The organism is Methylorubrum thiocyanatum, from assembly GCA_014138645.1.
Lineage (GTDB): Bacteria > Pseudomonadota > Alphaproteobacteria > Rhizobiales > Beijerinckiaceae > Methylobacterium > Methylobacterium thiocyanatum.
On sequence record JACJIB010000012.1, the window covers coordinates 22,413 to 44,564 of the forward strand.

20 protein-coding genes are annotated in these 22,152 nt (G+C 68.3%); 14 read left to right on the plus strand and 6 right to left on the minus strand.

Annotation, left to right across the window (positions count from 1 at the left end; translation table 11 throughout):
* Window positions 1-36 precede the first annotated feature (36 nt).
* The 4 genes from acs to HNR51_RS24775 all read left to right on the plus strand — a co-directional run bounded on the left by acs (window position 37) and on the right by HNR51_RS24775 (window position 6,330).
* The gene (gene acs, locus HNR51_RS24760) at window positions 37-1,986 is read left to right on the plus strand and encodes an acetate--CoA ligase (protein WP_012454385.1); all 1,950 of its coding nucleotides are present in this window, start codon (window positions 37-39) and stop codon (window positions 1,984-1,986) included.
* A gap of 215 nt (window positions 1,987-2,201) precedes the next feature.
* Window positions 2,202-2,588 (plus strand): DUF485 domain-containing protein, encoded by a 387-nt coding sequence (locus HNR51_RS24765; RefSeq protein WP_012454386.1) that lies wholly within the window; start codon window positions 2,202-2,204, stop codon window positions 2,586-2,588.
* Window positions 2,585-4,270, plus strand: coding sequence for a cation acetate symporter (locus tag HNR51_RS24770; RefSeq protein WP_182556698.1), 1,686 nt, complete (start codon window positions 2,585-2,587; stop codon window positions 4,268-4,270). Before HNR51_RS24765 ends, HNR51_RS24770 begins: the two co-directional genes overlap by 4 nt.
* Before the next feature lie 323 nt (window positions 4,271-4,593).
* A complete protein-coding gene (locus tag HNR51_RS24775) occupies window positions 4,594-6,330 on the plus strand; it encodes an MFS transporter (RefSeq protein WP_041371354.1) in 1,737 nt (578 codons plus the stop codon).
* 94 nt (window positions 6,331-6,424) lie between these two features.
* On the opposite strand, the gene purH is transcribed toward HNR51_RS24775, so the two are convergent.
* From purH to sseA, 3 genes are all read right to left on the minus strand, one after another.
* Entirely contained in the window at window positions 6,425-8,023 is a 1,599-nt protein-coding gene (gene purH / locus HNR51_RS24780; protein WP_182556699.1) for a bifunctional phosphoribosylaminoimidazolecarboxamide formyltransferase/IMP cyclohydrolase, read from the minus strand.
* A gap of 128 nt (window positions 8,024-8,151) precedes the next feature.
* Window positions 8,152-9,864 (minus strand): heparinase II/III family protein, encoded by a 1,713-nt coding sequence (locus HNR51_RS24785; protein ID WP_182556700.1) that lies wholly within the window; start codon window positions 9,862-9,864, stop codon window positions 8,152-8,154.
* Between the two features lie 184 nt (window positions 9,865-10,048).
* Window positions 10,049-10,897 (minus strand): 3-mercaptopyruvate sulfurtransferase, encoded by an 849-nt coding sequence (sseA, locus tag HNR51_RS24790; protein WP_182556701.1) that lies wholly within the window; start codon window positions 10,895-10,897, stop codon window positions 10,049-10,051.
* 198 nt (window positions 10,898-11,095) lie between these two features.
* Here sseA and HNR51_RS24795 point away from each other — a divergent pair, with 198 nt between their 5' ends.
* A complete protein-coding gene (locus tag HNR51_RS24795; RefSeq protein ID WP_012454392.1) occupies window positions 11,096-11,332 on the plus strand; it encodes a hypothetical protein in 237 nt (78 codons plus the stop codon).
* A gap of 96 nt (window positions 11,333-11,428) precedes the next feature.
* Here HNR51_RS24795 and HNR51_RS24800 read toward each other — a convergent pair whose 3' ends face one another.
* Complete coding sequence (locus HNR51_RS24800; protein ID WP_182556702.1) at window positions 11,429-12,514, minus strand: calcium-binding protein; 1,086 nt, start codon at window positions 12,512-12,514, stop codon at window positions 11,429-11,431.
* A gap of 521 nt (window positions 12,515-13,035) precedes the next feature.
* On the opposite strand from HNR51_RS24800, the gene HNR51_RS24805 reads away from it, so the two are divergent.
* The 8 genes from HNR51_RS24805 to gyrB all read left to right on the plus strand — a co-directional run bounded on the left by HNR51_RS24805 (window position 13,036) and on the right by gyrB (window position 20,229).
* The gene (locus tag HNR51_RS24805) at window positions 13,036-14,556 is read left to right on the plus strand and encodes a DEAD/DEAH box helicase (protein ID WP_182556703.1); all 1,521 of its coding nucleotides are present in this window, start codon (window positions 13,036-13,038) and stop codon (window positions 14,554-14,556) included.
* 104 nt (window positions 14,557-14,660) lie between these two features.
* Complete coding sequence (locus HNR51_RS24810; protein WP_003600744.1) at window positions 14,661-14,846, plus strand: YegP family protein; 186 nt, start codon at window positions 14,661-14,663, stop codon at window positions 14,844-14,846.
* 124 nt (window positions 14,847-14,970) lie between these two features.
* Complete coding sequence (locus HNR51_RS24815) at window positions 14,971-15,255, plus strand: hypothetical protein (protein WP_012454395.1); 285 nt, start codon at window positions 14,971-14,973, stop codon at window positions 15,253-15,255.
* A gap of 206 nt (window positions 15,256-15,461) precedes the next feature.
* The gene (locus tag HNR51_RS24820) at window positions 15,462-15,605 is read left to right on the plus strand and encodes a hypothetical protein (RefSeq protein WP_182556704.1); all 144 of its coding nucleotides are present in this window, start codon (window positions 15,462-15,464) and stop codon (window positions 15,603-15,605) included.
* Window positions 15,606-15,692: 87 nt separating this feature from the next.
* Window positions 15,693-16,097 (plus strand): acyl-CoA thioesterase, encoded by a 405-nt coding sequence (locus HNR51_RS24825; RefSeq protein WP_012454397.1) that lies wholly within the window; start codon window positions 15,693-15,695, stop codon window positions 16,095-16,097.
* A 76-nt stretch (window positions 16,098-16,173) separates the two neighbouring features.
* Window positions 16,174-16,818, plus strand: coding sequence for an MBL fold metallo-hydrolase (locus tag HNR51_RS24830; protein ID WP_182556705.1), 645 nt, complete (start codon window positions 16,174-16,176; stop codon window positions 16,816-16,818).
* Between the two features lie 122 nt (window positions 16,819-16,940).
* Window positions 16,941-17,570 carry a DNA gyrase subunit B family protein gene (locus HNR51_RS24835; protein ID WP_182556706.1) on the plus strand — a complete coding sequence of 210 codons (630 nt, stop codon included), beginning with the start codon at window positions 16,941-16,943 and terminating at the stop codon, window positions 17,568-17,570.
* Between the two features lie 211 nt (window positions 17,571-17,781).
* Window positions 17,782-20,229 (plus strand): DNA topoisomerase (ATP-hydrolyzing) subunit B, encoded by a 2,448-nt coding sequence (gyrB, locus tag HNR51_RS24840; RefSeq protein WP_182556707.1) that lies wholly within the window; start codon window positions 17,782-17,784, stop codon window positions 20,227-20,229.
* 81 nt (window positions 20,230-20,310) lie between these two features.
* Here the strand turns inward: gyrB and HNR51_RS24845 are convergent, their stop codons facing one another.
* Complete coding sequence (locus tag HNR51_RS24845; protein ID WP_182556708.1) at window positions 20,311-21,015, minus strand: sigma-70 family RNA polymerase sigma factor; 705 nt, start codon at window positions 21,013-21,015, stop codon at window positions 20,311-20,313.
* Window positions 21,016-21,413: 398 nt separating this feature from the next.
* Here HNR51_RS24845 and mscL point away from each other — a divergent pair, with 398 nt between their 5' ends.
* Window positions 21,414-21,842 carry a large conductance mechanosensitive channel protein MscL gene (gene mscL / locus HNR51_RS24850; RefSeq protein ID WP_012454486.1) on the plus strand — a complete coding sequence of 143 codons (429 nt, stop codon included), beginning with the start codon at window positions 21,414-21,416 and terminating at the stop codon, window positions 21,840-21,842.
* A 6-nt stretch (window positions 21,843-21,848) separates the two neighbouring features.
* Here mscL and HNR51_RS24855 read toward each other — a convergent pair whose 3' ends face one another.
* The gene (locus HNR51_RS24855) at window positions 21,849-22,139 is read right to left on the minus strand and encodes a hypothetical protein (protein WP_012454487.1); all 291 of its coding nucleotides are present in this window, start codon (window positions 22,137-22,139) and stop codon (window positions 21,849-21,851) included.
* Window positions 22,140-22,152 lie beyond the last annotated feature (13 nt).

Consider the following 22,152-nt stretch of genomic DNA (forward strand, 5'->3'; position numbering starts at 1 on the left):
CGCGATACGATCGGGCACCCTCAGGGAAGAAACCAAATGAGCGAGAAGGTCATCGACGTTCAGGATGCCTGGCGGGAACGGGCTTTGATCGACGACGCCAAGTACAAGGAGATGTACGCCGCGTCCGTTTCCGATCCTGAGACGTTCTGGGCCGAGCACGGTCGGCGGATCGACTGGTCCACGCCCTTCAGCAAGGTCAAGAATACGAGCTTCGCGCCCGGCAACGTCTCGATCAAATGGTTCGAGGACGGCAAGACCAACGTCGCGCTCAACTGCATCGACCGGCACCTCGAGACCCGCGGCGACCAGACCGCGATCATCTGGGAAGGCGACGATCCCAACGAGTCGCAGCACATCACCTACAAGCAGTTGCACGCGGAAGTGTGCCGGATGGCCAACGTCCTGCGCAACCGCGGCGTCGGCAAGGGGGACCGCGTCACGCTCTACCTGCCGATGATCCCCGAGGCCGCCTACGCGATGCTGGCCTGCGCCCGGCTCGGGGCCATCCACGCCATCGTCTTCGGCGGCTTCTCGCCCGATTCCCTCGCGAGCCGGATCAAGGGCTGCGGCTCCAAGCTCGTCATCACCGCCGACGAGGGCCTGCGCGGCGGGCGCAAGGTGCCTCTCAAGGCCAATGTCGACGAGGCGATCAAGCGCCTCGATGCGGACCTCGTCGACCACGTCATCGTGGTGAAGCGCACCGGTGGCAACGTGGCGATGGAGCCGGGCCGCGACGTCTATTACCACGAGGCCGCCGAGCAGGTGACCGACGAGTGCCCGGCCGAGGCGGTCGAGGCCGAGCATCCGCTCTTCATTCTCTACACCTCGGGCTCGACCGGCCAGCCGAAGGGCGTGGTGCACACCACCGGCGGCTATCTCGTCTACGCCTCGATGACCCACCAATACGTGTTCGACTACCACGACGGCGACGTCTACTGGTGCACGGCGGATGTGGGCTGGGTCACCGGCCACAGCTACATCGTCTACGGCCCGCTCGCGAACGGCGCGACCACGCTGATGTTCGAGGGGATCCCGACCTACCCGTCGAACTCCCGCTTCTGGGAAGTCATCGACAAGCACAAGGTCAACATCTTCTACACCGCGCCGACCGCGATCCGCTCGCTCATGGGCGGCGGCGAGGGCCCGGTGAAGAAGACCTCGCGCGCCTCCCTGCGGGTGCTGGGCTCGGTCGGCGAGCCGATCAACCCGGAGGCCTGGGACTGGTACTACCGCGTGGTCGGCGATTCCCGCTGCTCCATCGTCGATACGTGGTGGCAGACCGAGACCGGCGGCATCCTCATCACCCCGCTGCCCGGCGCGACCAAGCTCAAGCCCGGCTCCGCGACCCGACCCTTCTTCGGCGTGCAGCCGGTGATGGTCGATGCCGAGGGCAAGGAGCTCGACGGCGCCTGCGAGGGCAACCTCTGCATCAAGGACAGCTGGCCGGGCCAGATGCGCACCGTCTACGGCGACCACGAGCGCTTCGAGCAGACCTACTTCTCGACCTATAAGAACCTCTACTTCACCGGCGACGGGGCGCGGCGCGACGCCGACGGCTACTACTGGATCACGGGTCGCGTGGACGACGTCATCAACGTCTCCGGCCACCGCATGGGCACGGCGGAGGTCGAATCCTCGCTCGTCGCCCATCCGAAGGTCTCCGAGGCCGCGGTGGTGGGCTATCCCCACAACGTGAAGGGCCAGGGCATCTACGCCTACGTCACCCTCAACGAGGGCGAGGACGGCTCCGACGAGCTGCGCAAGGAACTCGTCACCTGGGTGCGCAAGGATATCGGCCCGATCGCCTCGCCGGATCTGATCCAGTTCGCGCCGGGCCTGCCCAAGACCCGCTCGGGCAAGATCATGCGCCGCATCCTGCGCAAGATCGCCGAGGACGATTTCGGCTCGCTCGGCGACACCTCGACCCTGGCCGAGCCGGCGGTGGTCGACGACCTGATCGAGAACCGCCAGAACCGCTCGGCCTGAGCGTGTTCGCACAAGTCCGGCCGCCGCGTGCGGCCGGAACCGTTTCCGGCACGATCCAGGTGCTGGACCCCACGGTACCGGTCATCCGCCAGGGTGCGCCGGTGCCGATCTGCACCGGGGCGGGCGCCAACGCTCCGGTCGTCATCATGACAGAATAAGAGACCGATCCCCGGCGCCTGCGCTGCGCCGGAACAGGATCGCGCGGGAGGAGATGCATGAAAACGATACAGACGGCGGGGCCGTCCGCGACGTCGGACGTCCGGACGCTCCACGGGGCGGGAGCCCTCGACATGCCCGAGCCCGATCACCGGCTCGACCGCATCGCCGAGCACCCGACGTTCAAGACGCTGGTTCACGAGCGGACGCGCTTCGGCTGGATCCTCACCGGCCTGATGCTGCTGGTCTATTTCGGCTTCATCGGCCTGATCGCCTTCGACAAGGCGCTGCTCGCCACCAAGGTCGGCGGGACCGCCTCGCTCGGCTTCTACATGGGCATGTTCGTCATCGTCTTCGCCTTCGTGCTGACGGGCATCTACGTCGCCCGCGCCAACACCCGCTACGACCGGCTCTCGGCCGACCTCATCCGGAGCCTCGCCAAGTGATCCGCCTCGTCCCACTCCTCGGCGTCGTCCTCCTCGGCGCCACCACGGCGATCGCCGCCGGTCCCGATATGGGCGCCGTGCAGAAGCAGGCCACGAACTGGCCCGCCATCTTCATGTTCCTGTTCTTCGTGCTGTTCACCCTGGGGATCACCTACCGGGCGGCGAAGGGCTCGAAGTCGGCCTCCGACTTCTACGCGGCCGGCGGCGGCATCTCGGCGCGCACCAACTCGCTGGCGATCGCCGGCGACTACATGTCGGCGGCCTCCTTCCTCGGCATCTCGGGGCTCGTCTATTCCTCCGGCTTCGACGGCCTGATCTACTCGACGGGCTTCCTCGTCGGATGGCCGATCGTGCTGTTCCTGATCGCCGAGCGGCTGCGCAACCTCGGCAAGTTCACCTTCGCCGACGTCGCGAGCTTCCGCCTCGACCAGACTTCGATCCGCATCATCTCGGCCACCGGCACTCTCGTCGTGGTGGCGTTCTACCTGATCGCGCAGATGGTCGGCGCGGGTAAGCTGATCCAGCTCCTGTTCGGCCTCGACTACCTCTACGCGGTGGTGATCGTCGGCGCGCTGATGATCATCTATGTCGCCTTCGGCGGCATGAAGGCGACGACCTGGGTGCAGGTCATCAAGGCCTGCCTGCTGCTGGGGGGCGCGACCTTCATGGCCGGCGCCGTGCTCTACCTCTACGACTTCAGCCCGGAGAAGCTGTTCGCGACCGCGGTGCAGACGCATCCGAAGGGCGACGCCATCATGGCGCCCGGCGGCCTCGTCTCGAACCCGATCGACTCGATCTCGCTCGGCGTCGGCCTGATGTTCGGCACCGCCGGCCTGCCCCACATCCTGATGCGCTTCTTCACGGTGTCGGATGCCCAGGCGGCCCGCAAGTCGGTGTTCTACGCCACCGGCCTGATCGGCTACTTCTACATCCTCACCTTTATCATCGGCTTCGGCGGCATCGCCCTGCTGATGTCCGATCCGAGCTACTTCAAGCTCGGTGCCGACGGCACGACCTACGACAAGATCAAGGACATGGTCGGCGGCACCAACATGGTCGCCGTGAACCTCGCCAACGCGGTGGGTGGGCCGTACTTCCTCGGCTTCATCTCGGCGGTGGCCTTTGCGACCATCCTCGCGGTGGTGGCGGGCCTGACGCTGGCCGGCGCCTCGGCGATCAGCCACGATCTCTACGCCCAGGTCTTCGCCCGCGGCCGCACCACGGAGAAGGCGGAGGTCAACCTCTCCAAGCTCTCCGCCGTCGGCATCGGCATCGTGGCGATCTATCTCGGCTACGTGTTCGAGAACCAGAACGTCGCCTTCATGGTCGGCCTCGCCTTCTCGGTGGCGGCGAGCTGCAACTTCCCGGTCCTGACCATGTCGATTCTCTGGCGCGGCACCACGACTTGGGGTGCGCTGGCCGGCGGCCTCGTCGGACTCGTCGCGGCCGTCGTCATGGTGGTGCTCTCCGACGCGGTCTGGGTGAAGACCTTCGGCCATCCGGTGGCGCTGTTCCCCTACGCCAACCCGGCTCTGTTCTCGATGCCGCTGGCCTTCGTGACAATCTGGGCGGTCTCGTCGATGGACCGGACCCGCCGCGCCAACCGCGAGCGCGCCGCCTTCGATGCGCAGTTCGTGCGCTCGGAGACGGGCATCGGAGCCTCGGGGGCGCACGCCCACTGATCGGACGCAAGTACGGACGTCTCAAGGGGCGCGGCCGAGGAGGCCGTGCCCCTTTCGTTTGCCCCTCCCAAGACCCAGGCAGTCTTCGAGGAGGCGTTCGCCGAACCGAAAACGGTGAAGCCGGCCGCTTCCGAGCGTGATCCGAGCATTCCCCTTACCGCGCAGATGCGAATTCTGTCGAAGAGAGGTCCCTTCCACGCTTTCGTCGCTTGGGACATTCCCAGCCATGCGGTAAAAAGATCGTGCCTATGCGTGATCCGCATAGAATCGGGTCTCAAACCGGAAAACCGGGTGCCCGTGCACGTTCTTGGAGGATCGTCAGAATGGCTGTGGCAACCGCAGTACCGCGGGCAGGGGAGGCGGTCAGGCCGATGACCGCCGGAGAGAAGAAGGTCATCTTGGCCTCCTCTCTCGGCACTGTCTTCGAGTGGTACGATTTCTATCTCTACGGCTCGCTCGCCGCGATCATCGGTGCGCAGTTCTTCTCGGCCTATCCGGAGGCGACGCGCAACATCTTCGCGTTGCTGGCCTTCGCGGCCGGCTTCCTCGTGCGCCCGTTCGGCGCCCTGGTATTCGGCCGGCTCGGCGACATGGTCGGGCGCAAGTACACCTTCCTCGTCACCATCCTGATCATGGGCATCTCGACCTTCGCGGTCGGCCTGCTGCCCTCCTACACCACGCTGGCCGCCTACAATGTCGGCTGGATCGCGCCGGTGACGCTGCTGGCCCTGCGCATGCTCCAGGGTCTCGCGCTCGGGGGCGAGTATGGCGGCGCGGCGGTCTACGTGGCCGAGCACGCGCCCCAGGGGCGGCGCGGCTTCTACACCGCCTTCATCCAGACGACCGCGACCCTGGGCCTCCTGCTCTCGCTGATCATCATCCTGTCGACGCAGGGCTACGTGAACAGCGCCTATCCGGCCACGACCGTCACCAACGCCGACGGCAGCACGACGACGCTGACCGCCTTCCAGGTCTGGGGCTGGCGCATCCCGTTCCTCGTCTCGGTGGTGCTGCTGGCGATTTCGGTCTGGATCCGTCTGCAGATGCAGGAGAGCCCGGCCTTCCAGAAGATGAAGGCGGAGGGCACCCACTCCAAGGCGCCGCTCTCGGAAGCCTTCGGCCAGTGGAAGAACGCCAAATGGGCGCTGCTGGCGCTGCTCGGCCTCACCGCCGGTCAGGCGGTGGTCTGGTACACCGGCCAATTCTACGCGCTGTTCTTCCTGCAGAGCATCCTGAAGGTCGATCAGTTCACGGCCAACGTGATGATCGCGTGGTCGCTCATCCTCGCCACCGGCGGCTTCCTGTTCTTCGGCAGCCTCTCCGATCGGATCGGCCGCAAGCCGATCATCCTCGGCGGCTGTCTGATCGCGGCGCTCACCTATTTCCCGCTGTTCAACCTGCTGACCGCCAACGCCAACCCGGCGCTGCACGCGGCCCAGGCGAGCGTGCCGGTGGTGGTGAAGACGAATACGGACGACTGCTCGTTCCAGTTCAACCCGGTCGGCACCGCCAAATTCACCAAGGAGTGCGACGTGGCCAAGGCCCTGCTCGCCCGCTCCGCGGTCGCCTACGACACCGAGAACCAGCCGGCCGGCACGCCGACGGTGGTCAGCGTCAGCGGCAAGGACTTCCCGGTGGCCGACCCGAACTTCTCCAAGGCGGTGACGGCGGCGCTGACGGAAGCCGGCTATCCCGCGGCGGCGTCAAACCCGACGGTGATCAAAGCGTCGAACCCCCTCGACGTCTTCACCGGCCAGAAGCTCGCGGTGATCGGCATCCTGACGATCCTCGTCCTGTACGTGACGATGGTCTACGGCCCGATCGCCGCCGCCCTGGTGGAGCTGTTCCCGACCCGGATCCGCTACACCTCGATGTCGCTGCCCTATCACATCGGCAACGGTTGGTTCGGGGGGCTTCTGCCCGCCACCGCCTTCGCGATGGTGGCCCAGACCGGCGACATCTATTTCGGCCTCTGGTACCCGATCGCGATCGCGCTCTTCACCTTCGTGGTGGGCCTGATCTTCATCCCCGAAACGAAGGATCGGGACATCCTGGCCTGATCGGCCGGGATCCCTCGGCGCCAAAAGGAAAGCCCCGCCGCGAGGCGGGGCTTTTCGCATTCTGCCGGGACCCGTGAAGCCGGATCGGCCGATATCAATGCCGGAAGTGGCGCACGCCCGTGAACACCATGGAGAGGCCGGCCTCGTCGGCGGCCCGGATCACCTCGTCGTCGCGCATCGAGCCGCCGGGCTGGATCACCGCGGTGGCGCCGGCCTCGGCCGCGGCGAGCAGGCCGTCGGCGAAGGGGAAGAAGGCGTCGGAGGCCACGGCCGAGCCCTTGGCGAGGCTCTCCGTCAGACCGAGGCGCTGCGCCGCCTCCGCCGCTTTCCGCGCCGCGGTGATCGAGGAATCGACCCGCGACATCTGCCCGGCGCCGATGCCCACGGTAGCGCCGCCCTTGGCATAGACGATGGCGTTCGACTTGACGTGCTTGGCCACGCGATAGGCGAATCGCATGTCGGCGAGTTCCGTCTCGCTCGGCGCGCGCCGGGTCACGACCTTCAGGTCCATGTCGTCGACGCTCATCGCGTCCCGGCCCTGAACGAGGAAGCCGCCCGCCACCGTGCGGATGGTCTCGCCCTTCGCCCGCGGATCGGCGAGGCCGCCCGCGAGCAGCAGCCGCAGGTTCTTCTTGGCACCGACGATGGCACGCGCCTCCTCGGAGGCGTCGGGGGCGATGATGACCTCGGTGAAGATCTCGACGATCTTCTTCGCGGCCTCGGCGTCCAGCGGGCGGTTCAAGGCGACGATTCCGCCGAAGGCCGAGGTCGGATCGCAGGCGAGCGCGCGCTCGTAGGCGTCCAGCAGGCTCGCCCCCTCGGCGACGCCGCAAGGGTTGGCGTGCTTGATGATCGCCACCGCTGCCGTGCGGCCGGGATCGAACTCGGCGACGCATTCAAAGGCCGCGTCGGTGTCGTTGAGGTTGTTGTAGGACAATTCCTTGCCCTGGACCTGCCGGGCGGTGGCGATGCCGGGGCGTAAGGTGCCGGGCAGGCGGTAGAAGGCGGCCGACTGGTGCGGGTTCTCGCCATAGCGCAGGCTCTGGGCGAGCGTGCCGCCGAGCGCCTTGAAGGTCGCGGCCTCGCCGCTGCCCTCGACTTCGGCGAGCCAGTTGGCGATGGCCGCATCGTAGGAGGCGGTGCGGGAGAAGGCCTTCTGCGCCAGCCGGCGTCGCGTCGCCGCGGTGAGGTTGCCGTCGCTGTCGGTAAGTTCGGCGAGGATCGCCGCATAGTCCGTGACATCGACCACGACCGCCACGTCGGCATGATTCTTGGCCGCCGCCCGGATCATGGCCGGGCCGCCGACATCGATGTTCTCGACGCAGTCGTCGTAGCTCTTGCCCGCCTTCAGCGTCTCCTCGAACGGGTAGAGGTTGACCACGAGAAGGTCGATGGCGCCGATGCCGTGGGCGGCGAGTGCCGCCTGATGCTCGGGATTGTCGCGCACCGCGAGCAGGCCGCCATGGACCGCCGGATGCAGCGTCTTCACCCGGCCGTCCATCATCTCGGGGAAGCGGGTCAGCTCCGACACTTCCCGGACGGCGAGCCCCGCTTCGGTCAGCGCCCGGTGAGTGCCGCCGGTCGAGATCAGCTCGACCCCGCGCCGGCTCAGTGCCGCGGCGAAGTCCGTGAGCCCGGTCTTGTCCGAGACGGAGAGGAGGGCGCGGGTGACCCGGATCTGGTCGCGCGGCATGGGATGGCCTGTGTCGTCAAACGAGGAAATCGCGCGCGCGGTAGCACGGATCCGGCTGGGGCGGCCAGTTGGCCGGGCGAAAGCGCGGTGCGGAAACGGTTCTATCAACCGCCGCACGGCCCACTCGGTCAGATCTGCTCGATCCGCCAGCCCACCCGTACCTCCTCGTCCACGCTCAGGTGCAGGACGATCTGCGCCGTCCGCCGCGCGCCGACGACGCCGGCGAAATAGACGCTCTCCTCGATGGACGGCGTCGCGCCCTCCGCGGAGAAGCGCCACCGTTCTCCCGTCGGCAGGCCGAGGATCACGCTGCCGTCCTCCTGCGGCTGCGTGGCGACGGCGGTGTGGAGATGGAAGCGCACGGCGACGGGCTGGGGCTTGGAGCGCGGGCGCTTGCCCTCGCGCCGGAAGGCGTCCTCGCCCTCCAGCCGCACCGGGCCGTCGCAGAGGCGCCAGCGGCGCTCGTGCAGGATGCCGAATTCGGCGACGTAGCCGTCGTGGCGCGCCGCGAGGACCGCCGCGCCGTTCTCGGTCCGCCGCTCGACCGCGACGGGGCCGGGGCCGCGCAGCACCACGGGGCCGCGCCGCGACAGCAGCCAGCGCGCGGCCAGCCGGGGGATCCACCAATCCTCCGGCTCGTCGAGGAAGCGGCAGGAGGAGGTGTCGGCCACCGTCGCCGTCGAATGGGCGGCGGTGCTGCGCGCGGCCCGGCGCAGTTCGCCGCCGCTGGCGGGCGTGCCGCAATTGACGACGATGCGCTGCGCCCCGCTCGTCAGCTCGAAGGAGAGGCAGCCCGCGGCAGCCTCGCGGGACTGGTCCATCGGCGGCGGTGCGCCGACATCGCAGACCATGACCACCCGGCCGAGTTCCAGCCGGGCGTAGCCGGAATGGGAGGCGTACATCAGCGGCTCGGTGCCGGCCCCGTCATAGACCAGCAGCGTCGCGAGATGGTCGGCCGCCGTCACCCCCATGCCGTTGAAGTGGCTGAGCGAGGCGTCGCCGTGGCGCAGGAGGCGCAGCGCCGGCAGCATCCGGTCGACGGCGCGCAGCAGCGCCTCCGGCGGATCGACGCTGCGGCTGAGGAAGCTCTGGCGCAGGGGCAGGAGGTCGAGCAGCAGCTCCATGGCGAAGCGCGGATCCCGCGAACGGTGGCCGCCATCGGGGAGGATCTGCGCTTCGAGTTCGCGCACGAGGATGCGGGTGGCCCGGCGCAGGATCGGCTCGATGCCCTCGCAGCACAGGCCGGCATAGGTCAGCGCCACCGCCGCGAGGAGGCGCGATTGCGGCGGCGCGGAGCGGCGCAGGGACCGCTCCAGCTCCCGTGCGCCCTTGCCAACGGCCTTCAGGAAGCCCTGGTAGAAGGCGTGGTCGGCCCCCTCCAGCACCAGCGGCGACTGGCACAGGAACGAGATCAGCCGCCGGGAGGCCACCGGCACCGGGCTCGCCCGCGCCGCCTCGCCTCGCCCGCTCATGAAATCCGAGACGAAGGCCCGCGCGTTGGCACGGGCGAGCGCCGTGTCGGCGGCGCGCAGATGGCGCAGCCAGCCGAAGCCGTAGAGCGCGTCGGCCCATTCGGGGGAGGGCGGGTCGTAGTCGAAGGGCGAGCGCCCGCTCACCACCAGGGAGCGGCCGGCGAAGACGAACAGGCCGGAATAGATGTCGTCGGCCAGCGAGGCGTCGCTGGTGCGCAGGTCGTGCGGCGCGATGACGAGGCCGGTCACCCGCGCACGGGTGAGGATCTCGGGCCGCGCCGTGAGCCGCGCCGTCCGCTCGCGAACCGCGCGGACGATCTCGTGACCGAGCAGGCGGTAGAGCTGCCAGCGTTCGGGGCCCCTGCCCAAGCGGTATCCTCCGAGCGATCGAGACGGACCGTGCGGCTCGCCGCCCGGACCCGCGCGATGGGTCGCCCGGCAGCCGGTTCAGGCCAAGCTTACGCGGGTCCTCTTAACCGCCCTTTAAGGCTGTGTCGTCCTCGCACACAGACGCATCCCCGTAATGCACGGGGCGGGCGGGCATGGTCGCCGGTCAGGCGGGGCCGGTCTCCACGGGACGGGCGGGGTCGGAGCCCCATTCCGACCACGAGCCGTCGTAGAGCGCACGCGGCTTCCTTCCCAGCGTCTCCAGCGCCAGCGCGATGATGGCTGCGGTCACGCCCGAACCGCAGGTGGTGACGACGGGACGGTCGAGATCGACCCCGGCCTCGGCGATCGCCGCGCGCAGGGAGGCCTCGTCGCGCAGCCGACCATTCGCCTGGAGCGCGGCGTAGTGGAGGTTCCGGGCGCCGGGCATATGGCCGGGGCGAACGCCGGGGCGCGGCTCGGCCTCCTCGCCGCGGAAGCGCGGACCGGAGCGGGCATCGACCACCTGGGCCGAGCCATTGGCCAGCGCCCGGGCGATGTCGCCCGCATCCGCCACGGCGCCGTTGTCGAGCCGGGCGGTGAAGTGGCGCCGGTCGCGCGGACGGCCCTCGCCGTCCTCGGTCGGATAGCCTGCGGCGATCCAGGCGGGCATGCCGCCCTCCAGGATCGTGACGTCGCGCATGCCGAATGTCTGGAGCATCCAGCGCACCCGCGGCGCCGAGAACAGGCCCATCCCGTCGTAGACGACGACCTGCGCTCCGTCGCCGACTCCGAGCGCGCGCATCTTCGAGGAGAACACCTCGGGCCGCGGCAGCATGTGGGGGAGGGGCGAGTCGGTGTCGCTCATCGCGTCGAGATCGAAGCGGATCGCGCCTGGAATATGGGCGGCCCGGTACTCGGCCTCGGCGTCGCGGCCCTGCGCCGGCAGGTACCACGAAGCGTCGAGCACCACGATGTCCGGCGCGCTCAGGCGTTGATGCAGCCAATCCACCGTGACGAAGGGCGATACGGTCATGGATGTCCTCGCCGATGCGCGTACCCGCGGAGAAGACACCACATCCGGCATTGGCGGAGTTTCGGCAAGGCCGGAGGCGCAAAACCGGGCGCGCAAAAGGGGCGCGTAAAAGGGCGCGACGGCGTGGCCCCCCGATTGTCCCTGTCATCGGCCCGATCTTCGGGTAAGCGCGAGACGCCAGCAGGGAAGCGGACCGACGTGCGAGAGACCTATCATATCGAAGTGCTCGGCCCCGAGGAGCCGGACGCGCCCGGCGGCGTGCAGCAGCGCGTCTCCGTTCGGACCTCGAGCCCGGAGGGCGCGGAGGAGCGGGCAAGGCGACTGTTCGCCCGTGCGCGGGTGCCGCAGCGCTCCGGCACGCCGCCCGAGGCGGTGCGGGTGATCGACGGGGCGGGCACCGAAATCTTCCGGATGAGCCGGTTCGACGAGGCCTAGGCGCGGGCGGCGCGGGGCGGCCGCCCGTGCGAGGCTCCGCGGGGTGCGTCCCCGCAGGGCGGCGTCACGACGAGCCCGGTTCGACGGCTTACGCGGTCAGGCGAAAGCGCCGTCGTTGAAGGTCGTGCGTCCCTCGACGGCGCCGTATTGGAGGTAGTGCAGGAGGGGATTGATGCCCTCCGCCGCGACGTCGCCATAAGCCGCGAGATAGGCCTTGGTGTCGAACTGGGCCGAGGGATCCCGTCCCTCCTTCCAGCCATAAGTGAGATAGTGCTGGAGGGGATCGATCCCCTCTGCCGCAACATCTGCGTAGGCGGCCAGATAGCCCTTCGTATCGAAGAAGGCGTTGGGGTCGCGGCCCTCCTTCCAGCCGTAGTCCCGGAAATGCTGCTCGGCGTCGTTGCCGTTCTGATAAACGTCACGGTACTGGCTGAGATAGAACAGGTCGTCGACCGCGGCATTGCCGTCGGCCTGCAGGATCGAGCGGTCCGAGAATTCGAACACCTCCGTGTTCTTGACGGTATCGACCGAGTTCGAGCCCGTGATCGTCGACAGCGTGCCGGAGGACACCACGCCCGCCTCGGCGAAGCTGAACTCGAAGACCGCCGTATCGACGCCGACGGCGCCATCGAGCGTGTTGGTGCCGGTGCCGCCCCACATCCGATCGTTGCCGAAGTCGCCGAAGACAGTGTCGTTGCCGGCATCGCCGTAGAGGCTGTCGTTGCCGAGGTCGCCATCGACGAGGTCGTCACCGTTGTCGCCGTGGACGATGTCGTCGTCCTCGCCGCCCGCGACGAAGTCGTTCCCGTCCTCACCGAAGACGAGATCGAACCCCTGTTCGCCAACGAGGAAATCGTCGCCCTGTCCGCCGTAGAGGACGTCTTCGCCGGGATTGCCCGCCGCGTAGTCGTTTCCGTCCTGGCCGTAAATCGTATCGTTGCCGGCCTCGCCGATGATCTGGTCGAAGCCGCCCGCGCCGTAGATCGTGTCGTTCCCGGGGCCACCGGCGATATAGTCGAGGTCGACGCCGCCGGTGATCGTGTCGTCACCGTCCTGGCCGTCGATCCGATTGAAGCCGCCCGGATCGGTTATGACGTCGTTTCCGGACAGGCCGAGAATGATGTCGTCGTCCAATGTGCCAGTCAGAACATTGCCCACGTTCGTTCCCGAGATCGTCGCCATTGTCCATCTCCTGCCAGAGCGGCTCGCAAATCAGCCGAACGGGCATCCGATGCGGCAATGATGATGTTCCCGGGCTCGCAGCAATTTCCGAAAACTGCAAAAATGTTATCTTGCTCCGTATCGCATGTATATTTTCTGTTTTTACTTGGCTGTTCGCTGCGTCCTCCGGTGCGCGAGGCGAGGCCGCCTGTCGATCGGGAGGCAAGCCGTGTCGCGACGAGACAACCGGCGATGCCAGCCGCCTCGATCGTCTGACGCAGCGGGTCTGCCGCGCGTACATTGACTTCGCGGGTGCAACGTCGCATATCGCAGTTGCAGCGTCAGCGGCCACACGGGGTCGCTTGAGGGGGCTGCGTGACGGTTCGCGCCTCGTCTGGGGTCGCGCCCCGGCCCCTCTCTTCAACGTGCATGCACCCCAGGCCGCCCCATCACGCGGGCAGCCTCCCGGACCAACGGACCCGCCTTTTATCCCGCGTTCTCATGCGCCGGATCGCGGGTTCCGCTGCCTTGAAAGTACCGACTTGACCCAATTCACCGATTTCGGCCTGGCCCAGCCCGTTCTTCGCGCGCTGGAAGAGGCCGGCTACGTCACGCCGACGCCGATTCAGGCTCAGGCCGTGCCGCCGGCCATGGAAGGCCGTGACCTGTGCGGCATCGCCCAGACCGGCACCGGCAAGACCGCCGCCTTCGCCCTGCCGATCCTGCACCGGCTGTCGCTGGACAACCGTCGCGCACCGCGTCGCGGCTGCCGCGTGCTCGTGCTCTCGCCGACCCGCGAACTGGCGAGCCAGATCGCCGAGAGCTTCTCGGATTACGGCCGGCACCTGCCCTACACCAACACCGTCGTGTTCGGCGGCGTGAACATCAACCGCCAGGAGCGGGCGATCGCGCCGGGCGTCGACATCCTCGTCGCCACGCCGGGCCGGCTCATCGACCTCGTCGATCGCCGCGCCCTGACGCTGGAAGGTGTCGAGATCCTCGTCCTCGACGAGGCCGACCAGATGCTCGACCTTGGCTTCATCCACGCGCTCAAGCGCATCGTGAAGATGCTGCCGGCGCGCCGCCAGAGCCTGTTCTTCTCGGCGACCATGCCGAAGAACATCGCGGGCCTTGCCGACCAGTACCTCACCAACCCGGTGCAGGTGGCGGTCACCCCGGTGGCGACCACCGCCGAGCGCGTCGATCAGCAGGTCATCTTCTGCCATACCGGCGCCAAGCAGGCCCTGCTCAACCACGTCCTGCGCGATCCGAAGATCGAGCGCGTGCTCGTCTTTACCCGCACCAAGCACGGCGCGGACCGGGTCGTGCGCGGCCTCGACAAGGCGGGCATCGTCGGCGCGGCGATCCACGGCAACAAGAGCCAGCCGCAGCGCGAGCGGGCGCTCGCCGCCTTCCGCGACGGCTCCTGCCGCGTGCTGGTGGCCACCGACATCGCCGCCCGCGGCATCGACGTCGAGGGCGTGACGCACGTCGTGAACTACGACCTGCCGAACGTGCCGGAATCCTACGTTCACCGCATCGGCCGCACGGCCCGCGCGGGTGCGGAAGGTATGGCGATCTCGTTCTGCAACGACGAGGAGCGCGCCTACCTGCGCGACATCGAGCGCACCACCCGCCAGAAGGTGCCGGTCGCCGGCTTCCCCGAGGGCTTCGTGCCGCCGAGCCGGCAGGAGGCGCAGGAGACCGCCGCCGAGGAGGCGCGCCGTCCCCCGCGTCAGCCGCAGGGTCGCCCCGGCCAGCGCCAGGGCCGTCCCGGCGGTGGTCGTGGCCAGGGTGGCGAGGGCCGCGGCGAGCCGCGCGCGCACGAGGGCCGCGGCGGGCGTCCCGGCGGCCAGCCGGGCCATCGCCAGGACCAGCGCTCCGGCGGTCCGCGTCCCGACGGCCAGCGGCAGGACCAGCGCCGCCCCGAGCGGGCCGGCGAGGCTCGTCCGCAGGGGGCCCGCCCGCAGGGTGCGCGTCCCCAGGGCGGGCGCCCCGCCCGCTCCGGCGGCGGCGAGGGCGGCCGGGCCATCGGCTGGCTCGACCGGGCGCCGCGTTCCTGATCGCGCCAGCGATCCGAGCGATCTGAAGCGATCCTTTCGGCGCGGGATGCGTTACATCCCGCGCCGTGTTCGTTCGAGGCACGGCCCGGCAGGAGACAGGCGGGATGCGCTACGAACTCTATCGCGACGCGGGCGGGCAGTGGCGCTGGCGCCTGCGCGTCCAGAACGGCAACGTCATCGCCGATTCGGGCGAGAGCTACGTCCGCCGCGAGGATTGCGAGCGCGGCATCGAACTGGTGAAGGGCAGCGCCGAGGCCTCCGTCGTCGATATGACGACGAAGATCGCCTGACGCGGCGCCGCCGATTTCGGCCTCGCTTTTTCGCGAAACCGTTTCGATCCTTCGCGCGTTCTCGCTCGCGCGGCGCGCCGGCTTCGGCGTGTCCGTTTGCGATTGCCGCAGAGGGAATGCCGACTTGCTGAAGAAACTCCTCATCGCCGCGCTGATGGTCTTGGGCCTCGCGGCGGTCGCCCCGCAGGGCGCCTCGGCCGCTCCGGTCGGTCCGTCGGTGGCGCTGGTCACCGAGACCGCCCCCGCGACCGTCGAGAAGGCGCAGTACTACTATCGTCGTGGCTGGGGTCCGCGCCGCTACTACGGCCGCCGCTTCTACGGCCCGCGTCCGTTCTATCGCCGCCCGTACTACCGCCGTCCGTTCTACGGCCCGCGTCGCTTCTACGGCCCGCGCCGGTTCTACTACTAAGATCGTCCGGTCGCCCGGGAGCGCCCAGCGGCCTCCGGGAGCGAGCATGTTACGGAAGGCCCGAAGCGTCCCCGCTTCGGGCCTTTTTGCTTGTCCGTGCCGGCCGGCCGGATCTTGTCGGCGCTTCCCGAAATGCGCCGGGCGGATGTAGGATGGCGGTCGAGTGAGCCGGCCCGCGCCAGACGGGCCGCTCCGGAGGACGCCCCATGATCGATCTCGTGACGCGGCAGCGGCGCGCGATAGCGCCCCCACGCACCCCGTCCTGGCAGGACATCCCGCTCGAATTGTTCGTCTGCGCCGCGGCGATCTTCCTTGCAGCCGGGCTGGAGCTTCTCGGCCTGATGCCCTGATCGGAGCGGTCTCGTCTCTGGCGCGCCATTGCCGGCCGTGCTTGGCTGTCGATCAGCGCGCCGTCGAATCGGCGGACGGGGGGATCCATGACGCAGGCGATTGATGTGGGCGACGAGCATCCCATCGGCGACCTCACGGTGCGCACCATCGCCATGCCGGCCGATACCAACGCCAACGGCGACATCTTCGGCGGCTGGGTGCTCTCGCAGATGGATCAGGCCGGCGGCATTGCCGGGGTCGAGCGGGCGCAGGGGCGGGTCGTGACGGTGGCCGTCGATGCGATGACCTTCATCCGGCCGGTACGGGTCGGCGACGTGCTGTGCGTCTATACCCGGATCGGCCGGGTCGGGCGCACCTCGATGAAGATCCACCTCGAAGCCTGGGCCCGGCGCTTTCAGACGCAGTTCCGCGAAAAGGTGACCGAGGCGACCTTCACCTTCGTCGCGATCGACGAGGCGGGCCGGCCGCGCCCGATCCCGAGCGAGGGCTGACGCCGCCCGCGGATTGGCGCTTCCGGGCGCGACGGGATAGAAACGCGGCACGTCTGTCGCAACCTGCCGAGTTCGCATGCCCGCCACGCCCCGCGCCGCGATCATCCCGGTCACCCCGTTCCAGCAGAACTGCACCCTGATCTGGGACGACGAGACCAAGACCGGCGCCGTGGTCGATCCCGGCGGCGACCTCGACCGGATCGAGGCGGCGATCCGCTCCCAGGGCGTCAAGGTCGAGAAGATCCTGCTCACGCATGGCCATATCGACCATGCCGGCGGCGCCGCGGAGCTGAAGGAGCGGCTCGCCGTTCCCGTCGAGGGGCCGCACGAGGCGGACCGTTTCCTGCTCGATTCCCTGCCCGAGACCGGGGCGAATTACGGTCTCGAGGGCGCCCGCGCCGTCACGCCGGATCGCTGGCTCAACGAGGGCGACACCGTCACCGTCGGCGGCCTGACCTTCGACATCTGGCACGCCCCCGGCCATTCCCCCGGCAGCGTCGTGTTCATGAGCCGCGACGCCCGCTTCGCACTCGTCGGCGACGTGGTGTTCCAGGGCTCGATCGGCCGCACCGACCTACCCGGCGGCAGCCACGAGCAACTGATCCGGATGATCAAGGAGAAGGTGCTGCCCCTCGGCGACGACGTCGCCTTCATCCCCGGCCACGGGCCCACCGGGACGCTGGGGCAGGAGCGGTTGACGAACCCGTTCCTGCAGGGGTGAGCCTGCAGGGTTGAGTTTTCACCCCTTCCGAGCCGCGGCCAGACATGTCTGGAGCGCAGCGATCGCGCCGACGAGGCGGCTGATGGTCGGCCGCAGGACATTCGGCCTGTAGGAGCAATGTGGTGACGACGATCGATCCCCAGAGTTTCGGCGCCGGCCCGATCCGGATCTTTCTCGGTCTCGGCGGCGTCCGAGTGCGCCCGCGGATGTATATCGGGGATACGCAGGACGGGACGGGCTTGCACAACATGGTTCTCGCCGTCGTCAATGCCGCGCTGCGCGAGCGAGCGGGCCGCCGTGCCGAGCGCATCGCCGTAACCCTGAGCGCCGACGGCTCCTGCACGGTCTCCGATGATGGTCCGGGCCTGTCCGGCGAGCCGGACGGCAGGGGCGGCCTCCGTGAGATCGAGGCCGTGATGACGCAGTTCGTCGAGAGGGAGATCGCGAGCAACGCGGAGCAGGCCGCGCTCTGCGTCGTCAATGCTCTCTCGCACTGGCTGCGGATCGAGACCCGGAGCCTTGGCAAGGTCTACGATCTGGAGTTTCGACACGGTGTTCCGCTCTCGCCACTCGGGGTCCGGGATGCGGAGGGAGACCATCGCGGGACAGACATCTCGTTTCGGCCCTCCGCCGACATCTTCGCGGAGCGGATCTTCGACGTGGCGCGGCTCGGCGATCGCTTCGACGCGCTATCACGGCAGACGGGCGCACAAATCAGCCTCATCGATGCACGCGGGACGCGGGATGCCTGAGATCCGCAACTCTCCGGCGGGGCAGACGAACAGCCCTTACGCGACGTTAACGCCGAGGGTCCACAAAGAGGCTGATCGGCGCTTTCCCGACGTGAAAAACGATGCAAAATCAGGGGGGAACGCCTATATGAGATTAGGACGGAACTAGCAGGCACGCCCGGTTCGACCGGGCTCGAAAACAGGCTCACGAGCCGCCTGCCCGAGGAATTTCATGGCTGACTCCCCGAACACCGAACACGCCGAGAGCTACGGCGCGGAATCGATCCGCGTGCTCAAAGGTCTGGATGCCGTGCGCAAGCGGCCCGGCATGTATATCGGCGACACCGACGACGGCTCCGGCCTGCACCACATGATCTACGAGGTGGTGGACAACGCCATCGACGAGGCGCTCGCGGGCCATGCGGACCTCGTCACCGTGACGTTGAACGCCGACGGCTCCTGCACGGTCTCCGACAACGGCCGCGGCATCCCCACCGACATCCACCGGGAGGAAGGGGTCTCGGCGGCCGAGGTCATCATGACCCAGCTCCATGCCGGCGGTAAGTTCGATCAGAACTCCTACAAGGTCTCGGGCGGCCTGCACGGCGTCGGCGTCTCGGTCGTCAACGCGCTCTCCACCAGCCTCATGCTGCGGATTTGGCGCGGCGGCAAGGAGCACCGGATGGAGTTCCGCCACGGCGACGCGGTGGCGCCGCTGGAGGTGGTGGGTCCCGCAGGCGACCGGCGCGGCACCGAGGTGACGTTCCTGCCCTCGACCGAAACCTTCACGATGACGGAGTTCGACTACGCGACGCTGGAGAAGCGCCTGCGCGAACTCGCCTTCCTGAATTCGGGCGTGCGCATCGTGCTCACCGACGCGCGCCATGCCGAGCACAAGCGGGAAGAGCTCTGCTACGAGGGCGGCGTCGAGGCCTTCGTGCGCTATCTCGACCGCTCCCGCAAACCCGTCGACGGCATGGCCAAGCCCGTGACCGTGCTCGGCGAGCGCGACGGCATCCGCGTCGAGGTGGCGTTCTGGTGGAACGACTCGTTCAACGAGACGGTCCTGCCCTTCACCAACAACATCCCCCAGCGTGACGGCGGCACGCATATGGCGGGCTTCCGCGCCGCCCTGACGCGGCAGCTGACCGGCTACGCCGAGTCGTCGGGCATCGCCAAGAAGGAGAAGGTCTCGCTCACCGGCGACGATTGCCGCGAGGGCCTCACTGCCGTCATCTCCGTGCAGGTGCCGGACCCGAAATTCTCCTCGCAGACCAAGGACAAGCTCGTCTCGTCCGAGGTCCGACCGGCGGTCGAGAACATCCTCAATGAGGGGCTCTCGACTTGGCTGGAGGAGAACCCGGCCCAGGCGAAATCCGTGATGGGCAAGGTCGTGCTCGCGGCCGCTGCCCGCGAGGCGGCACGCAAGGCCCGCGAGACCATCACCCGCAAGGGCGCCCTCGACATCGCCTCGCTGCCCGGCAAGCTCGCCGATTGCCAGGAGCGCGATCCGTCGAAGTGCGAATTGCTGCTGGTGGAGGGCGATTCGGCCGGCGGCTCGGCCAAGCAGGGCCGCGACCGCACCTTCCAGGCCGTGCTGCCGCTGCGCGGCAAGATCCTGAACGTCGAGCGGGTGCGCGCCGACCGGATGCTGTCCTCGGCCGAAATCGGCACGCTGATCACGGCGCTCGGCGCCGGCATCGGCCGCTCATCGACCGACCGCGAGGGCTTCAACCCGGACAAGCTGCGCTATCACCGCATCATCATCATGACGGACGCGGACGTCGACGGTTCGCATATCCGCACGCTGCTGCTGACGTTCTTCTTCCGGCAGATGCCGGAGATCATCGAACGCGGACACCTCTACATCGCCCAGCCGCCGCTCTACAAAGCCGAGCGCGGCCGTCGCGCCCTCTACCTCAAGGACGAGCGGGCGCTGGAAGATTACCTGATCGACCAGGGCGTCGAGGGTGCGGTGCTGCGGCTCGCCTCCGGCACCGAATTCGGCGGCGCCCAGCTCAAGACGCTGGTCGAGGAGGCCCGCGCCTTCCGCGGCATCCTGCACGGGCTCCACACCCGCTACGACCGGGCCGTGGTCGAGCAGGCGGTTCTGGCCGGCGCCTTCGCCAAGGACGTCGCCGAGAACCTGGGCGAAGCCGAGGTGCTGGCCGACCGCACCGCCAAGCGTCTCGACCGGATCGCCGACGAGATCGAGAAGGGTTGGACCGGAGCGGCCTCGGAGGGTGGCTACGTCTTCAGCCGGACGCTGCGCAGCGTGAAACAGGTCGCCAGCCTCGATGCGACGCTGCTCGCCTCGCAGGAGGCGCGCCGTCTTGCCGAGCGGGCGGAGACGCTGCGTGAGATCTACGAGGAGCCGGTGACGCTCTCCCGCAAGGGCGATGAGACTGAATTCTACGGTCCCGTCGGCCTGTTCGAGGCGGTGATGGCGTTCGGCCGCAAGGGGCTTCAGCTCCAGCGCTACAAGGGGCTGGGCGAGATGACCGCGCAGCAGCTCTGGGAGACGACCCTCGACCGCGACGTGCGTTCGCTGCTGCAGGTGAAGGTCAAGGACACGACCGATGCCGACGACCTGTTCGTCAAGCTGATGGGCGACGTCGTCGAGCCGCGCCGCGAGTTCATCCAGGAGAACGCGCTGAGCGTGGCGAATCTCGACGTCTAACGCTCGACCCCGAGAGCCGGTCGCCGGCTTTCGGGCTCATGCCGAACTTGCTGCGGGCCGATCCTGCGGCTGACGGCAGGGTCAGGCCCGAGCCGCCAGACCGTCCGGCAAGCCCTCGAAGGAATCGATCAGGAAGGCGCGGGCGCGGCTGACGCGGCTTTTCACCGTGCCGACTTGGCAGCCGAGGCGCTCCGCCGCTTCCTCGTAGGTGAAGCCCTCGGCGCCGACCAGGAGAAGCGCCTGCCGCTGTGGCAGCGGCAGCGTGCCGATCAGGTTCATCACCATCCGCAAGCCCGCCGCGTGTTCCTGATCGGGGTGGGCCGTCAGCGTGCCCGCATGGACGCCGTCGGCGTCTTCCACCTCGCGTCGACCCTTGCGCACCTCCGTATAGAACTGGTTGCGCAGGATGGTGAAGAGCCAGGCCGTGAAGTTCGTGCCCGGCGTGAACCGCTCGCGATTCGCCCAGGCCTTGACCATCGTTTCCTGAACAAGGTCGTCGGCGCGGGTCGGGTTCGCGGTCAGCGAGATCGCGAAGGTGCGCAGCATCGGCAGCGCCTTCACCAGATCGTCGCGGAAGATCGCCTCGACCTGCCCGCCATGAACCGCGAGAGCGGCCTCGAACTGCTGCAGGAGTTCGGCGAGCCGGCCGGGCAGGGGAGCCTGACCGGCGAGATCGAAGTAGTCGCGCAGCGCCAAGGTCAGGAACTGAGGTACGGATCTTGCCGCTTTGCCATGGCTAGCGTCGGGATCTTCTGGCAAGGTCGGGCGAATCGGTTCGTCGGGCATCCGAAGCGGTACCTCGGCAAAGGCATGAGCGTTGGGGTTACGCATTCTTCGGTAGCAATCTAAAAATGAACTGATCCTAAACGATTCCAAACAAGGCCCTCGTCGCGGCGCTGATCTCAGCACATCGCGCGACCGAGCGATGAATTTTGTTGCCCGATTGTTTCCGAAGGATTGCCGTCCAGGGGGAATCAGGCCGCCGAAGATTAGGGCCTGCCTCGCCCTTTCTCATCTTGGCAGTTCAAGGCGCAACGGATTGGCTCCGCCCATCCGCGCGGATCCATCGGCAAAAAGGGCGCTGATTGGCGCGGGCGGGGCCGGGCGCCCCTTGGCGGGCACAACCTTCGGCTTAGCTTTGCAGGCGGCGCCCGCTTCGAAGCCGGCGGAGACGGAGACCCGGCATGTTGGAAGAGTTCAAGAAGTTCGCCCTGCGCGGCAACGTGGTCGATCTCGCCGTCGGCGTGATCATCGGCGCGGCGTTCGGTGCGATCGTCAACTCGCTGGTTCAGGACGTCATCATGCCGATCATCGGTGCGATCACCGGCGGCCTCGATTTTTCGAACTACTACATTCCCCTCTCGTCCAAGGTGCAGGCAGGCATGCCCTATGCCGAGGCGAAGAAGGTGGGCGCGGTGATCGGCTACGGCCAGTTCCTGACGCTCGCCGTGAACTTCACCATCATCGCCTTCGTGTTGTTCATGGTGATCCGGGCCATGAACGGCCTGAAGTCGAAGGAGGAGGCGAAGCCGAAGCCCGAGGCCGAGGTGCCGGCCGACGTGAAGCTGCTGGCCGAGATCAGGGATCTGCTGGCGGCCCGCCGGGAGGCGTGAGCCGCACTACTTCTTCGTCTCGCTCGCCTCGGGGGTGACGCCGAAGGCATCGAGGATCCGGTCGAGCGCCTGTTCGACGGCCTCCGTGCCTTCCTCGTGCGTCTTCAGCCGGGTTTCCAGACGGCGGATCTGCGGCTCGAATTTCTCGGGCACGGTCGGCTCGTCCCCGAGGAAGCGCGGCTCGGGAGCGGCTTCGGTGTAGACGCCGCGCAGCTCGTGGCCGAGGTGGTCGCGGACGGATTCCGGCAGAGGCGGGTTCTCGGACAGCTTTTCGGGTGTCGCGTCGGGGCCGCTCATCGTCAGTCCTGGT